Annotated in this window: 15 protein-coding genes and 1 pseudogene; 1 reads left to right on the top strand and 15 read right to left on the bottom strand. The window is 52.3% G+C overall.

Translation table 11 applies throughout. The features are described from left to right. Window positions 1–28 precede the first annotated feature (28 nt). Window positions 29–913 (bottom strand): ATP phosphoribosyltransferase, encoded by an 885-nt coding sequence (hisG, locus tag WC592_03885; protein ID MFA4981592.1) that lies wholly within the window; start codon window positions 911–913, stop codon window positions 29–31. Between the two features lie 156 nt (window positions 914–1,069). Between hisG and WC592_03880 the strand changes: the two genes are divergently transcribed. Then, window positions 1,070–2,275: a peptidylprolyl isomerase gene (locus WC592_03880; protein MFA4981591.1), complete on the top strand. Its 1,206-nt coding sequence runs from the start codon at window positions 1,070–1,072 to the stop codon at window positions 2,273–2,275. A 6-nt stretch (window positions 2,276–2,281) separates the two neighbouring features. On the opposite strand, the gene amrS is transcribed toward WC592_03880, so the two are convergent. From amrS to purB, 14 genes and pseudogenes are all read right to left on the bottom strand, one after another. Beyond that, complete coding sequence (gene amrS / locus WC592_03875) at window positions 2,282–3,133, bottom strand: AmmeMemoRadiSam system radical SAM enzyme (GenBank protein ID MFA4981590.1); 852 nt, start codon at window positions 3,131–3,133, stop codon at window positions 2,282–2,284. 12 nt (window positions 3,134–3,145) lie between these two features. Then, window positions 3,146–3,595, bottom strand: a complete 450-nt coding sequence (gene nrdR, locus WC592_03870; protein ID MFA4981589.1) for a transcriptional regulator NrdR — start codon at window positions 3,593–3,595, stop codon at window positions 3,146–3,148. Between the two features lie 11 nt (window positions 3,596–3,606). Next, window positions 3,607–4,149 carry a peptidylprolyl isomerase gene (locus WC592_03865; GenBank protein ID MFA4981588.1) on the bottom strand — a complete coding sequence of 181 codons (543 nt, stop codon included), beginning with the start codon at window positions 4,147–4,149 and terminating at the stop codon, window positions 3,607–3,609. A gap of 14 nt (window positions 4,150–4,163) precedes the next feature. Further along, window positions 4,164–4,313, bottom strand: a complete 150-nt coding sequence (locus WC592_03860) for a hypothetical protein (GenBank protein ID MFA4981587.1) — start codon at window positions 4,311–4,313, stop codon at window positions 4,164–4,166. 389 nt (window positions 4,314–4,702) lie between these two features. Next, a pseudogene (locus WC592_03855) lies at window positions 4,703–5,140 on the bottom strand (cytidine/deoxycytidylate deaminase family protein). A 3-nt stretch (window positions 5,141–5,143) separates the two neighbouring features. Further along, window positions 5,144–6,406 (bottom strand): serine hydroxymethyltransferase, encoded by a 1,263-nt coding sequence (glyA, locus tag WC592_03850; GenBank protein ID MFA4981586.1) that lies wholly within the window; start codon window positions 6,404–6,406, stop codon window positions 5,144–5,146. Between the two features lie 102 nt (window positions 6,407–6,508). Further along, window positions 6,509–6,982 carry a ribose 5-phosphate isomerase B gene (rpiB, locus tag WC592_03845; protein ID MFA4981585.1) on the bottom strand — a complete coding sequence of 158 codons (474 nt, stop codon included), beginning with the start codon at window positions 6,980–6,982 and terminating at the stop codon, window positions 6,509–6,511. Next, window positions 6,979–7,455 carry a low molecular weight protein arginine phosphatase gene (locus WC592_03840; protein ID MFA4981584.1) on the bottom strand — a complete coding sequence of 159 codons (477 nt, stop codon included), beginning with the start codon at window positions 7,453–7,455 and terminating at the stop codon, window positions 6,979–6,981. The genes rpiB and WC592_03840 overlap by 4 nt, the downstream gene beginning before the upstream one ends. After that, a complete protein-coding gene (locus tag WC592_03835) occupies window positions 7,452–8,048 on the bottom strand; it encodes an L-threonylcarbamoyladenylate synthase (protein ID MFA4981583.1) in 597 nt (198 codons plus the stop codon). The genes WC592_03840 and WC592_03835 overlap by 4 nt, the downstream gene beginning before the upstream one ends. 7 nt (window positions 8,049–8,055) lie before the next feature. Continuing rightward, a complete protein-coding gene (gene purE, locus WC592_03830; GenBank protein MFA4981582.1) occupies window positions 8,056–8,547 on the bottom strand; it encodes a 5-(carboxyamino)imidazole ribonucleotide mutase in 492 nt (163 codons plus the stop codon). Window positions 8,548–8,566: 19 nt separating this feature from the next. After that, complete coding sequence (purD, locus tag WC592_03825; GenBank protein MFA4981581.1) at window positions 8,567–9,862, bottom strand: phosphoribosylamine--glycine ligase; 1,296 nt, start codon at window positions 9,860–9,862, stop codon at window positions 8,567–8,569. Then, window positions 9,859–10,857: a phosphoribosylformylglycinamidine cyclo-ligase gene (purM, locus tag WC592_03820; protein MFA4981580.1), complete on the bottom strand. Its 999-nt coding sequence runs from the start codon at window positions 10,855–10,857 to the stop codon at window positions 9,859–9,861. Before purM ends, purD begins: the two co-directional genes overlap by 4 nt. Before the next feature lie 311 nt (window positions 10,858–11,168). Next, window positions 11,169–11,873: a phosphoribosylaminoimidazolesuccinocarboxamide synthase gene (gene purC, locus WC592_03815; GenBank protein MFA4981579.1), complete on the bottom strand. Its 705-nt coding sequence runs from the start codon at window positions 11,871–11,873 to the stop codon at window positions 11,169–11,171. A 106-nt stretch (window positions 11,874–11,979) separates the two neighbouring features. Continuing rightward, window positions 11,980–13,219: adenylosuccinate lyase (gene purB, locus WC592_03810; GenBank protein MFA4981578.1), on the bottom strand; the 1,240-nt coding region annotated here is incomplete at its 5' end.

Genomic DNA, 13,219 nt, shown 5'->3' with positions numbered 1-13,219 from the left:
TTTCGGATTTCGTGCTTAGAATTTATGACTAATAAATCACCTTGTTTAAAGGGTACTCGATGATTCCCTCGGCGCCTGCTTTTTTCAATTTCGGTATCAGGTCCTTCACTACCTTCTCGTCTATTATCGTATCTATATCGACCCAGTCGGAGTCTACAAGGTTCGATATCGTCGGTTTCTTCATCGCCGGCAGAAGCCCCAGAACGACCTTCAGGTCTTTCTTCGCGACGTTCATCTTAAGCCCCACCTTCTCTTCGGCCAGTATCGCGCCCTTCAGGAGCATCGCCAGGTTCTCTATCTTGTCCCTCTTCCACGGTATCATCCAGCTCTTCCTGTTGACGATGAGCTGAGTCGTCGACTCGCACACCGTAGCGATCTCCCTTAATTTGTTCGCCCGAAGCGATGACCCCGTCTCCGTGACCTCTACGATAGCGTCCACTCCGACAATGGCCTTGACTTCGGTCGCGCCCCAGCTGAATTCGACATTCGCCTTCACTTTATTCTTCTTCAAATAGGATTTCGTCACATTGACAAGTTCTGTGGCGATAGATTTGCCCTTAAGGTCTTTTACGCTTTTTATTTTGGAATCCTGGGGGACCGCAAGCACCCATCTCACCGGCCTCATGCTCTGTTTCGCGTATATCAGTTCCGCGACCCTCACGACATTGGAAGAGTTCTCCAGTATCCAGTCGTTGCCCGTTATGCCTACGTCGAGTATGCCATCCTCGACATAGCGGGACATCTCCTGCGCCCTGAAGAGTATGCACTCTATCCGGTCGTCGTCTATTGACGGGAAATAAGACCGTTCGCTTATGCCGACATAGAAGCCGGCCTTGCGGAACATCCTTACGGTAGCCTCCTGGAGGCTACCCTTGGGCAGGCCCAATTTAAGTTTTAAGCTCTTCTCTTTCATATTGAATTATTTTACATAATATGGGTATAAAAGTCAAGGTAAGTTTGGGGACAGAACGGGCAGAAAAATTAGTTATTGAACAAAAAGGTATTATGCCATATAATCGGATGATGTAGATGTAGTTCTATCAAAAACTGTAGCAAATCGGGGGAAGCGATGCTTAAGATATTGAGACAAAAACACATATCGAAGATAGTATTCTGGGCGCTCGTGATACTGATAATGCCGGCATTCGTCCTGTGGGGAACGGGCAACCTTGGCGGCGGGAAAAGTAAAGGGCCGAAATACGCCGGCCTTGTAGACAATAAGAAAGTGACCTTTGATGAGTTCGCCCAAAGTCTCAACTGCGTAAAGGCGCAGATACTTATGAATTACTTCAACCAGCCGCAGGCTCTTGATATGTTCATGAAGGACAAGGATCTGATGGGAAGGCTGGCATGGGACAGGATATTGATGGCCGGGGAAGCGCGGAAGAATAAGATAAAGGTAACAGACGCGGAGGTGATAAAGGCCATAAAGACGCATCCCATGTTCGTCAGGAACGGCAAGTTTGACGACAGGCTGTACGAATATGTCCTGCGTAATAATCTGGGCCTTTACCCTAGGAATTTCGAAGAGGTCATGCGGGAGAACCTCACCATACAGAAGATGCACGACATCGTCGCGAAAGATATTAAGGTGGCCGACGCGGAAGCGCTGGATGACTACCGGAAAAATAACGAAAAATACGCGCTTGTTTACGTCATCATTCCCGCGGAGAATTTCATGGACAAGTCAAAGGTAGAAGACAGCGAGATAAACGATTACTATGAAAAACACGGATCTGAGTTCCTGATGCCGGCGAAGGATCCGGAGACGAAGCAGATCACGTTGAAGACCGCGGAACTCAAGGACGTATACGAAAGCGTAAAGACGCGCCTGGCGCTGGATCGGGCCAAACCTCTTGCGACGGATTACGCGTGGGAACTCCGCGAGAAGATAGTAGAAGAGATGAACATGGATTTTTTGAGCTTCGAGGACGCGGTATCCGAGCTTGGCTTTTCGCTCGAGCAGACGAAACTGTTTTCCAGACCGGACTATGTCGAAGGCATCGGAGAAGGCTCTGCCCTGGTAGACGCCGCGTTTAAATTGAAAAAGAATGAGATATCGGAGGTCGTCGACGCCAGGAAAGGCGCCGTAATATTCAAGATCCTCGAGATAGCACCGTATGACGCTGAAAAATTCGATAAGGAGAAGGAAGAGTATAAGAATAAGCTCATCAACGAAAAGAGGATAGAGGTTTTGGAGGGCTGGATAAATTCACTGAAAAAGAAGGCCAAATTGAATATAGACCTGAGCGATTACGAGAAGTACTACCGATAAAAAGCGTCAGACGTTCCCCACATACACATACTTCAATTTCTTCTTCGCTATCGATTCCGCCCTGCTCAGTGACGTTAAAGACGTCGGCGGCAGGTTCATCCTGTAGCACGGGAAATAACGGGACAGGTGAAGGGGCACATCGCTCCCCAGGTTTGTATATATCCAGTCGACCATCTTCGCGACATCCGCTTCGGAATCGTTAAGGGTAGGTATCAGAAGGTTGGTAAGTTCTACATGGCAACGTTTAGCCGAGGCCTTTATTACATCCAGGACCGGCTTGAGGCTCCCCCTGCATATCTTAGAATAGAACTTCTCGTCGATCGACTTCAGGTCTATGTTCATCGCGTCTATGACCGGAAGCATGCCCTCGAGAGGCCCCATATTGACATACCCGTTCGTCACAAGCACGTTCTTTAATCCGTCCTTCTTCGCCAGGCGCGCGGTGTCGAGGACAAATTCATACCATATGAACGGCTCATTATAGGTATAGGCTATGCCGAACGAGCCGAGGGCCTTAGCCTTCGCGATCACTTCTTCGGATGTGATATTCTGCGTGGGGCTGTCGACCTCCTGCGATATGTGCCAGTTCTGGCAGAAATCGCAGTGGAGATTGCAGCCTTTTGTGCCCAGCGATAGTATATGTTCGCCGGGATGGTAGCGGTACAGCGGTTTCTTTTCTATCGGGTCGAGGGCGACGCCCGTCGTCTTCCCGTATACTTCGGTATACAGCGCGCCTGACTTGTTCATCCTGACGCCGCATGCCCCTCTCCCACCCGGCGGGATCGCACACTCATTGGGGCACAGGTGGCAGTGGACGCGCCGCGCATCGAGCTTTTCGTAATAAAGGGCTTCGCGCATAGTGTCCGCCTCTCACCTCAAAAATTTCTTCAGCTCCTTGACGAACTGGCCCGCATCCCTGAACTGCCTGTACACGGAGGCGAACCTCACATAGGCTATCTCATCCAGCGTTCGCAGCGCCTTCATGACAAGCTCGCCGACCTCTTTAGATCCGGCTTCTCTGTCGTGGTTCTTCTCCAGGTCGCGCTCGATCTCATCCACAAGCTTTTCTATGCGTTTAATGCTTACGGGCCTCTTTTCGCAGGCGACGATGATGCCGTTCATCAGCTTTTCCCTGGAAAAAGGCTCGCGGCGGCCGTCTTTCTTTATTACCATGAGCGGGATATGCTCGACGTGTTCATACGTCGTGAACCGCCTTTTGCACTTAAGGCAATGCCTGCGGCGACGGACATTCAAGCCGTCCTTCGCGGTGCGCGAATCGATAACGCAGTCTCTCCTGCTCCCGCAGTACGGGCAACGCATATGCCCCTCGTCTATTTTAGGTAAGCTTTTATTATCTTCTGTTCGCTGACGGGCTTGTTTACGGCGCCGTTTGTGCGCGTATTCTCTATCTTCTGGACTACGTCATAACCCGAAACGACCTCGCCGAAGATCGTGTGGCGCATGTTAAGCCACGGGGTCTTCGCGGTGGTGATGAAGAACTGGCTGCCGTTCGTGTTAGGCCCGGAATTGGCCATCGCGACCAGCCCCGGCCTGTCGAAAACGACGTCCTTACGCACCTCATCCTGAAATGGTATGCCCCAGATAGACGCGCCGTTCCTGCCGGTCCCTGTAGGGTCGCCGCCCTGTATCATGAATTCCTTGATGACCCTGTGAAAGACCGTCCCGTTGTAATATCCTTTCTCCGCAAGGCCGGCGAAATTTTCACAGGCCTTCGGCGCTACCTCCGGCATAAGTTTTATCTCTATGTTCCCCTGGTTCGTCTCCAGGACGACTGTCTTGTTATCCACGGCAAAGGCTCCTCCTATAAAAAGGTTGGTGACGCATAAGATAAGCATGATCTTGAATATCTTCATCCGTTCTTCCTTTCTCAAAAATGGTTCGTGACTCTGGCTACAGCGTCTCCATCCAGGGTGGCGGTGGTATTTTTATTTAACTCAAGTCCGCCTTCATTCAGCGGGATACCGGAGCATCCTGCCAGGAGCGCGCAAGCAATTAAGAGGAGGGCAAGCCTCTTCATATCGAGGTCACTTCTTTTCGTCTTTCTTTTTTTTCCACGATTTGGGTATCTTCCAGGTTCCCTGCGGCGTCGAATATCAGGTAGATCTTCATTCCGTCAAAAAAAGTGCCGGCAGCGTCCTTATATACCCATTTCTCCTTCCCGGCGTTCGCGTCATTAAATTCTATTACCGGATCCCCGTAAAGCTTGCGTATGCTGTCTTTAGGCATGCCTTTTTTCAGGGCGCCGCGTTCTATCGCGGCCTTAACGCTTTCGTAGTTCCTGGTCTCCTGGGCATGGGACCTGGCTATCTCCCCCTGGCTTTTCCCGACCGCTATAAGCGCGTCCAGGCCGTCCGCTGAGGTCGATTGGCAGAACGCCAGGAAAACTAACGCGGCCCCCAGCATCCTGACCTTTATCTTCGCTTCGCGTAAAAGGCGTTTAGACATCTTATCGGGGTAATCGCCTTTTATGGCTATCTCTTTTATGCCGGCGTTTATTATCATCTTCGCGCATATCACGCACGGCTGGGTGGTGCAATAAAGGGTCGAATCCTTCAGGCTCGTCCCGTGCAGGGCCGCCTGCAGAAACGCGTTTTGCTCCGCGTGGAGCCCGCGGCACAGTTCGTGGCGCTCGCCCGACGGTACCTTCAGTTTCTCCCTGATACATCCAGTCTTATCGCAATGCTCTATCGAACTTGGCGCACCGTTATAGCCGGTCGCGAGTATCCTCTTGTCCTTGACGAGGACCGCGCCTACCCTGCGGCGCAGGCACGTCGATCGTTTTGATACAAGCTCCGCGATGCTCAGAAAATATTCATCCCAGGAAGGCCGTAAATTTTTAGCCATAGGTCATTCCTTCTCCAGTTTTTTTATGAGATCACTATAGAGCGGGAATCTTTTTACGAGCGAGGCCACTTCATCCCTGACGCCCTGCAGTTTCTTCCCGTCTTCCGGAGCCTTCAGGACGGTATCTATAAGGCGCGCTATCTGCCTCATCTCGTCCTCTTTCATGCCGCGCGCCGTAACGGCGGGCGTGCCTATCCTGATCCCGCTCGCCACTGCCGCAGGTTTAGGATCGTACGGTATGAGGTTCTTATTTACGGTGATGCGCGCGCGATCCAGCGCGCCGGCGGCGTCCTTACCGGTCATATCCTTATCCGTAAGATCGACCAGGAAGAGGTGTGTATCGGTACCGCCTGTGCATATCCTGTATCCGAGCTTCGCCATCTCGCCGGCGAAAACCCTGGCATTGGCGACGATCTGTTTTTGATAGACCTTGAATTCCGGCCGCATCGCCTCTTTAAAACATACGGCCTTGGCGGCTATTATATGCATGAGCGGCCCGCCCTGCGCGCCGGGGAAGACCCCGATATCTATGGCCCTGGCGAACTTCTCTTTGCACATTATAAAAGCGCCTCTTGGGCCGCGCAGTGTCTTGTGCGTCGTGGAGGTGACGAACTCCGCGTACGGGACCGGGCTCTGGTGGACGCCTCCGGCGACGAGCCCGGCTATGTGGGCGATGTCGACGAAGAGGAGCGCGCCGACGGAATCGGCTATTGCCCTGAACTTCTTGAAATCTATCTCCCTGGCGTAAGCCGACGCGCCCGCGACTATCATCTTCGGCTTGTGCTCTTTGGCCAGTTCCGCGATCCGGTCGTAATCGAGCATCTCGGTCTTCTTATCGACGCCGTACGGCACGATATTGTAGAGCTTGCCTGAGAAATTGTGCGGGTTGCCGTGCGAAAGGTGCCCGCCGCAGGCCAGATCCATGGCAAGCACGGTATCGCCTACATTAAGCGCAGCGAAATAGACAACCATGTTGGCCGGCGTGCCGGCGTGCGGCTGGACATTGACATGCTCCGCGCCGAAGAGCGACTTCGCCCTCGCTATCGCCAGGTCTTCGACCGTGTCCGCGTTAACGCATCCGTTGTACCATCTCGCGCGCGGATAACCCTCGGCGTATTTATTGGTGAGGACCGAACCTTGCGCCTCCAGCACCTCCTCGCTTACAAAATTCTCGCTCGCGATGAGCTCGAGGTTGCCCGCCTCGCGCCTGGCTTCCTCCAGTATCGCGTCGTATATCTCTTTATCGGACTTCTTTAAATTACCCATTTCAGCGTTCCTTTATTTTTGATGCTTCAACTTCGTCCTTCGACAAACTCAGGGCTAGCCCCGAGCGAAGCCGAGGGACGCTCAGCATCAACCCTGAGCGAATCACCGAATTTTAGGCCGGCGCAGCCGAAGGGTTGATTCGATCTCCCTGATCTGCTTGACCCGCCTGGCGTGGCGGTCCCCCGCGTGATCGGTCTTAAGCCATATCTTCAGTATCTCTTTCGCCTTTTTAAAATCGGTGTAACTGGCGGCGAGGACTATGATGTTGCAGTCGTTGTGCTCTCTCGATGATTTAGCTATATCCGTATCGTAACACGCCGCGGCCCGCACGCCGTGGACCTTGTTCGCTATTATCACCATGCCGACGCCCGTCTTGCATATGAGGATGCCGCGGCCCGCCTTGCCGTCCCCGACGGCTTTCGCCACCTCAAACCCTATCATCGGATAATCGCAGGATTCCTTGGAGTGGGTCCCAATATCTTCCACGCCGTACCCTTCCTCCTTCAGGAAATCCGATATCTTCTGTTTTAATTCATAACCGCCGTGGTCGCTTCCTATCGCTATCTTTTTCATCATAACATCTCCGCAATTTTGTTTATCTCTTTATTGATCACGTCCAGGCACTTTTTATAATAGTCTATCGTATTGCCTATCGGATCGGGCACGCCGGACTCTTTTTCATGCTTGCCGGACTTACCTTTATCGGCGAATTCCTGCAGGATATAGGTCTTGGACGCAGCATCCGGTACGCGTCTTATCACATCGAATTTATGCAGCGGTTCCATGACCAGTATAATGTCGGAGGCCTTTATCATCTCGTCTGTCAGGTTCTTCGACTTGTGGCCGGATACATCCGCGCCCGATTCCTTCATGACGCTGATCGTTTCGTCGGTCGGAGGGAATCCGGCGATCGCCCTTACGCCGGCGGACTTCACCTCTATCCCGGTTTTCCCAAGTTCCTTTAAACGTTTTTTCAGGAGCCCTTCCGCCATTACGGACCTGCATGAGTTTCCGGTGCAGACGAAGAGGACCGATTTAATATTGCTCATGATACCGCTTTCAAAATATCTTCTTTTTTTATCGCTCCTTCGCGCAATATCGTAGGAGGCGTCACTGTCATATCTATCACTGTCGATTCTATCCCTATATCGGCAGGACCTGCGTCGAGTACCATATCGATCTTGCCGCCGAGAGAGCGCAAGACATCTTCCGCGTTGACAGGGGCGCGTCTGCCGCTTATATTGGCGCTGGGCGCAACGACCGGCACACCGGACTTTTTTATCAGCTCGAGCGCCACCCGATGGTCCGGCATCCTGAAGCCGATTTTTTTACCCCGGCGCGATCGCAATATTATAGTAAGAGGGCCGGGCCAGAATTCCTTAATGAGGCGCCGCGCCTCTTTCGTTATCTTGTAACCGGCGTCCCTGACGCAAGCCGGATCCGAAATGTGGACCGTGAACGGCTTGCCGCGCGGACGCTTCTTTACTCTGTAAAGCCGATCGAGCGCTTTTTCATCCAGGAGACTTGCCGCCAGGCCGTAAACTGTCTCCGTAGGGAACGCGACCAGGCCGCCTGACCGTATCACCTTTGCGGCGGCGGCTATCGCCTTCTTATCCGGATGGACCGGATCGATCTTAAGCACTACCGTCTTAAAGTTTTTTATTCTTATTCCTTATATCTTCGACCAGCCGCTTTTTCAGCGCATCGAGCCTCTTCTCCGCGCCCTTGTCGGACAGGCTCAATATCTGCAGAGCGAGTATCGCGGCGTTCTTCGCTCCCGTCTTTCCTATAGTGACTGTAGCGACAGGGATGCCGGACGGCATCTGCACAGTCGAGAGAAGCGAATCTATGCCTTTAAGCTCCCTCGTCTCCATCGGAACGCCTATGACCGGCAGCGTAGTGTGGCTGGCGACGACGCCCGCCAGGTGCGCGGCCCCGCCGGCGCCCGCTATTATGACTTTGATGCCGCGTTTACGCGCTGACTTCGCGAATTTCGCGGCGTCGTCCGGCGAACGGTGAGCCGAGAGTATCTTCAGCTCAAAACCGGCCTTATTCTCTTCCAGTATCTTCGCCGCTTCGGTCATCACCGGTAAATCCGAGTCGCTTCCCATTATGATCGCTACTTTAGTCTTGTTGGACATATCGTTTCCTTTTTTGCTTTTATGCTTTATTAAGCGCCCGATGCCCTATGTCCGTCCTGAAATGCATCTTATCAAAATTGATCTTCCTTACGGCGTTATATACGGTCTCTATAGCGCCTGACATATCCTTGCCCAGCGCTGTTACGTTCAGAACCCTCCCGCCGTTCGTGATGAAGAGGTTCTTGCCGTCGGTAGAGCGGCTTCCCATCTTCGTGCCTGCATGGAAGACGGCCACATCTTTAAGCTTCCTGGCGTCGTTCAGCCCGCGTATCTCTACGCCTTTATCATAATTCCCGGGATAGCCGCCCGACGCCATCACTACGGAGACGCAGGGTCTCGGGTCCCATTCCATCTTATAGCCGCCGAGAGAGCCTGTAACGGCTTTGTCCAGCGCGTCAAGCAGGTCGGACTTCAACCTGGGCATGATCGCCTGCGTTTCAGGATCGCCGAAACGCGCGTTGAACTCCAGGACATACGGTCCGCTCTTCGTCAGCATGATGCCGGCGTAGAGCGCCCCGACATACGGCTTCCCTTCTCTGGAAAGGCCGTTTATTACGGGATGTATCACTGTGTCGAGTATCTTCTTAAAAAGTTCACCGGTGACCACCGGCGCGGGAGAATAAGCGCCCATCCCTCCGGTATTGGCTCCCCTGTCGCTGTTGAACACCCTCTTATGGTCCTGGCTCGAAGCGAGCGGCACAATATTTTTCCCGTCGGAGATGACTATTATCGAAGCCTCTTCGCCGACAAGGCAATCTTCGACGATCACCCTGTCGCCCGACGCGCCGAAGGCCCTGTCGACCATTATGCTCTTTAGCGCGAACCTTGCTTCCTCGATCGTCCCGCAGACCATGACGCCTTTGCCTGCGGCCAGTCCGTCCGCCTTGATCACTACAGGCGGCTCTTTCACCTCCGTCACGTACTTTAAGGCCTCGTCGAATTTACTGAATACCCTGAAATCCGCAGTCGGCACGCCCAGTTTCTTCATCAGCTCTTTCGCGAATACCTTAGAGCCTTCCAGGGCCGCCAGGTCTTTCGAGGGGCCGAATATCTTAAGCCCTTCCTTTTTGAACGCGTCTACTATGCCCTTGACGAGCGGCGCTTCGGGGCCTACAACCGTAAGGTCGATATGTTTATCTTTTGCGAATTTTAGCAGCGCGTCTATGTCATCGACTTTTATATTTACGCACTCGGCGACTTCGGATATGCCGCCGCTACCGGGAGCGCAGTATAGTTTTGCGCATTGGAGGCTCTGGGCTATCTTCCAGCAGAGCGCGTGCTCTCTTCCGCCTGAACCGACAACTAACACTCTCATTTTATTATAACTTCTTTCTTACCCTTGATAACCCTGCCTATTACATACGACTTGAGGCCAGACTTCGATAGAATATCTATTGCCTTGTCGACATCCCGTTTATCCAATACCAGGACCATCCCTATCCCCATATTGAATGTCCTGTACATCTCATGGTCATCGATATTGCCCTTCTTCTTCATTATGGAAAATATAAGAGGCGCTCGCCATGAATATTTATCTATCTCGATCGACATGCCTTTGGGGATTATGCGGGGTATCTTATCGTAAAAGGCCCCGCCCGTTATGTGGGCGATGCCTTTAATCTTAATCTTCTTTTTTAATGCCAGAACAGGCCTCGCGTAAAGACGGGTGGGTTTTAAAAACTCATCCGCGTGGGCTTTAAGTTCCGCCCCACTGAAGACCTTGCGGACCAGGGAATATCCGTTCGAATGGATACCGCTAGACTCCAGGCCGAGCACGATGTCGCCGGGTTTTATCTCTTTTCCGTTTATTACGGACTGCCTGTCGACTATGCCGACGCCGAATCCCGCCAGATCGTACTCGCCCTCTTTGTATATGCCCGGCATCTCCGCCGTCTCTCCGCCGACGAGAGCGAAACCCGCTTCGCGGCAGCCCTCGGCTATCCCTTTAACTACATCCCTCAGGACGCGCGGCTTGACTTTGCCCGTAGCTATGTAATCGAGGAAAAATAATCCCTCGGCGCCCGAGCACAATATATCGTTCGCGCTCATAGCGACCAGGTCTATCCCGATCGTATCGTGTTTGTCCGCCAGGAACGCAACTTTAAGTTTTGTGCCGACGCCGTCTGTGGAGGAGACTAATACGGGGTCCTTGAACGATTTAAAGTCAGGCCTGAAGAGCGCGCCGAAACTCCCCACGTCGCTCACTACGCCTTTTATCTTCGTCGCGCTCGCGAAACGCTTATAGTCCCTCACGAGCGCGTTCGCTTTATTTATATCGACACCGGCTGATTTGTAAGTAACATGTTTCATATCTTTTAACCTGTTTCTCAAGTAAAATCTTTTCGCTTTATTGTGGCGACGATGGCAAATCGGCCATGTGGGTTGAGCCGTAAATTTTGATAACGTCTAGCTAATACCCAAAGCGCTTTAGCGCCATAGTTACCATAAGAATAAAGCTAACCGATATAACCTAGATAATACCTAAATACCCTTGATATCATCCCGCCGTCGTTTCACTTTGGCGGGACCCCGCCCCCTGTTATGCTCCGGGCGGGGAAATTAGGCGAAGCCCACTGGCCGGTTCGGCCATTGGCGCAAGGATTAAGCGAAAAATTTTCCATCTACTCCATCACTCTTCGCAGCACTTCCTGATAAGCCTCTTCCACGTTGCCGAGGTCCCTGCGGAAACGGTCCTTATCGAGCTTCTCTTTCGTCGTCTTGTCCCAGAGCCTGCAGGTATCGGGCGATATCTCGTCGGCAAGGATAATCTTATTCTTAAATCTGCCGAACTCCAGCTTGAAATCGACCAGGATGAGGCCTTTCGAGTCGAAGAAATCCTTCAGCACGTCGTTTATCTTGAACGAATATTTACTAATATCATCCAGCTCTTTTGCCGTGGCGATATCGAGCGCTTTTATGTGGTAATCGTTTATGAGCGGGTCGTGCAGTTTGTCCTCTTTATAATGGTACTCCAGGACCGGCTCTTTCAGGACGATCCCCTCTTCCAGCCCCAGGAGCTTTGCCATTCCGCCGGCGACGATGTTGCGTATCGTCACCTCGATCGGGACGATCTTCACTTTCTTTATGAGCATGTCCCTGTCGTTAAGGCGCTTCACGAGATGGGTGGGCACGCCCTTCTTCTCCAGCATCGTGAATATCTTCTCGGAGAGTTTATTGTTTATCACCCCTTTGTTCAGGATGGTGCCTCTCTTGGTCGCGTCGAACGCCGTCGCGTCGTCTTTGAATTCCTGGATCAACAGGTCCGCGTCCTCGGTTTCATATAGCTTTTTCGCCTTGCCTTCGTAGATCTGTTTCAGTTTCTGCATGGATTCTCCATTTATTCAATAGTTACCAGTAACCAGAAAGAAAGTAACCAGAAAAAGAAAAAATCGACAGTCTGACCATTCTGGTAACTGGTTTCTGGTTACTTCTTCAAATCCCGACCCGCCCGAATATCCTGTCTACATTCTTCAGATGATATTTGAAATCGAACACGTCCTCTATCTCCTTCGCGCTCAATATCGACCTCATCCCGTCGTTCTTCAATAGCGCTTCCTTAAAATCGAGTTTCTCCTGCTTCGCGAGGAACGCCGCCTTCTGTATCTTATCGTAGGCCTCGTTGCGGGTAAGCCCCTTGTCGATCAGGTCGAGTAGCAGTTTCCCGGAAAATACTATCCCCTGCGACCTGTTAAGATTATCACGCATCCTGTCCTCATGGACGACGAGGTGGGCAACGACCATCATGAATTTGTCCAGCATGTAATCGAGAAGTATGGTCGAATCCGGCAGGACGACGCGTTCGACGGACGAGTGGGAGATATCGCGCTCATGCCATAATACGATGTCTTCCATCGACGCCATGGCGTTGGCCCTCAATATCCTGGCCATCCCGCATATGCGCTCGCATATGATGGGGTTCTTCTTGTGGGGCATGGCACTCGAGCCTTTTTGCGTCGGGGAAAAATATTCCTCGACCTCGCCGATCTCCGTGTGCTGGAGGTTCCTGAATTCCGTAGCGAATTTTTCCAGGGAACTTCCTGTAATGGCGATAGCGTTCAGGAATTCCGCGTGCCGGTCGCGCTGGAGTATCTGGGTCGATATGTGAGCGCTCTTCAGGCCGAGTTTCTTACATGTATATGTCTCGACAAAAGGGTCTATATTGGCATATGTACCGACGGCGCCGGATATCTTTCCGACCGATATCGCTTCGCGGGCGCGTTTTAACCGGTCGAGGTTACGCCTCGTCTCATCGTAATAGAGCGCCATCTTAAGGCCGAATGTCATCGGCTCGGCATGGACCGAATGCGTCCTGCCGATCATGAGGGTCTTTTTATAACGGTTTGCCTTCCTCTTGAGCTGGCCCATCAGCTTCTTTACGTCGTCGATCAGGATGTCGCAGGCCTCCTGCATCTGGACGGATAGAGCCGTATCGAGGACATCACTCGAGGTAAGTCCTTTGTGTATGTATTTCGCGTCGTCGCCGATATTTTCGGAGAGGTTCTTCAGGAAAGCTATTACATCGTGGTTCGTCTCGGCCTCGATCTCTCTGATCCTGTCGACGTCGAATCTGGCCTTTTTCTGTATCTGGAAGAGCGCCCCTTTGGGGATCTTCCCAAGCTTAGCCAGCGCTTCGCACGCGAATAGCTCCACGTCGAGCATCTTCCTGAAGCGG

The organism is Candidatus Omnitrophota bacterium (genome assembly GCA_041648975.1).
Lineage (GTDB): Bacteria > Omnitrophota > Gorgyraeia > 2-01-FULL-45-10 > 2-01-FULL-45-10 > JAQUSE01.
Note: the sequence above shows the minus strand (reverse complement) of the source record. Positions and strands in the feature narration are given on the sequence as shown.

Excerpts from the sequence above, each read along its gene's own strand:
- hisG (MFA4981592.1), bottom strand. The coding sequence starts at position 913 with ATGAAAGAGAAGAGCTTAAAACTTAAATTGGGCCTGCCCAAGGGTAGC.
- WC592_03880 (MFA4981591.1), top strand. The coding sequence starts at position 1,070 with ATGCTTAAGATATTGAGACAAAAACACATATCGAAGATAGTATTCTGG.
- amrS (MFA4981590.1), bottom strand. The coding sequence starts at position 3,133 with ATGCGCGAAGCCCTTTATTACGAAAAGCTCGATGCGCGGCGCGTCCAC.
- nrdR (MFA4981589.1), bottom strand. The coding sequence starts at position 3,595 with ATGCGTTGCCCGTACTGCGGGAGCAGGAGAGACTGCGTTATCGATTCG.
- WC592_03865 (MFA4981588.1), bottom strand. The coding sequence starts at position 4,149 with ATGAAGATATTCAAGATCATGCTTATCTTATGCGTCACCAACCTTTTT.
- WC592_03860 (MFA4981587.1), bottom strand. The coding sequence starts at position 4,313 with ATGAAGAGGCTTGCCCTCCTCTTAATTGCTTGCGCGCTCCTGGCAGGA.
- glyA (MFA4981586.1), bottom strand. The coding sequence starts at position 6,406 with ATGGGTAATTTAAAGAAGTCCGATAAAGAGATATACGACGCGATACTG.
- rpiB (MFA4981585.1), bottom strand. The coding sequence starts at position 6,982 with ATGATGAAAAAGATAGCGATAGGAAGCGACCACGGCGGTTATGAATTA.
- WC592_03840 (MFA4981584.1), bottom strand. The coding sequence starts at position 7,455 with ATGAGCAATATTAAATCGGTCCTCTTCGTCTGCACCGGAAACTCATGC.
- purE (MFA4981582.1), bottom strand. The coding sequence starts at position 8,547 with ATGTCCAACAAGACTAAAGTAGCGATCATAATGGGAAGCGACTCGGAT.
- purD (MFA4981581.1), bottom strand. The coding sequence starts at position 9,862 with ATGAGAGTGTTAGTTGTCGGTTCAGGCGGAAGAGAGCACGCGCTCTGC.
- purM (MFA4981580.1), bottom strand. The coding sequence starts at position 10,857 with ATGAAACATGTTACTTACAAATCAGCCGGTGTCGATATAAATAAAGCG.
- purC (MFA4981579.1), bottom strand. The coding sequence starts at position 11,873 with ATGCAGAAACTGAAACAGATCTACGAAGGCAAGGCGAAAAAGCTATAT.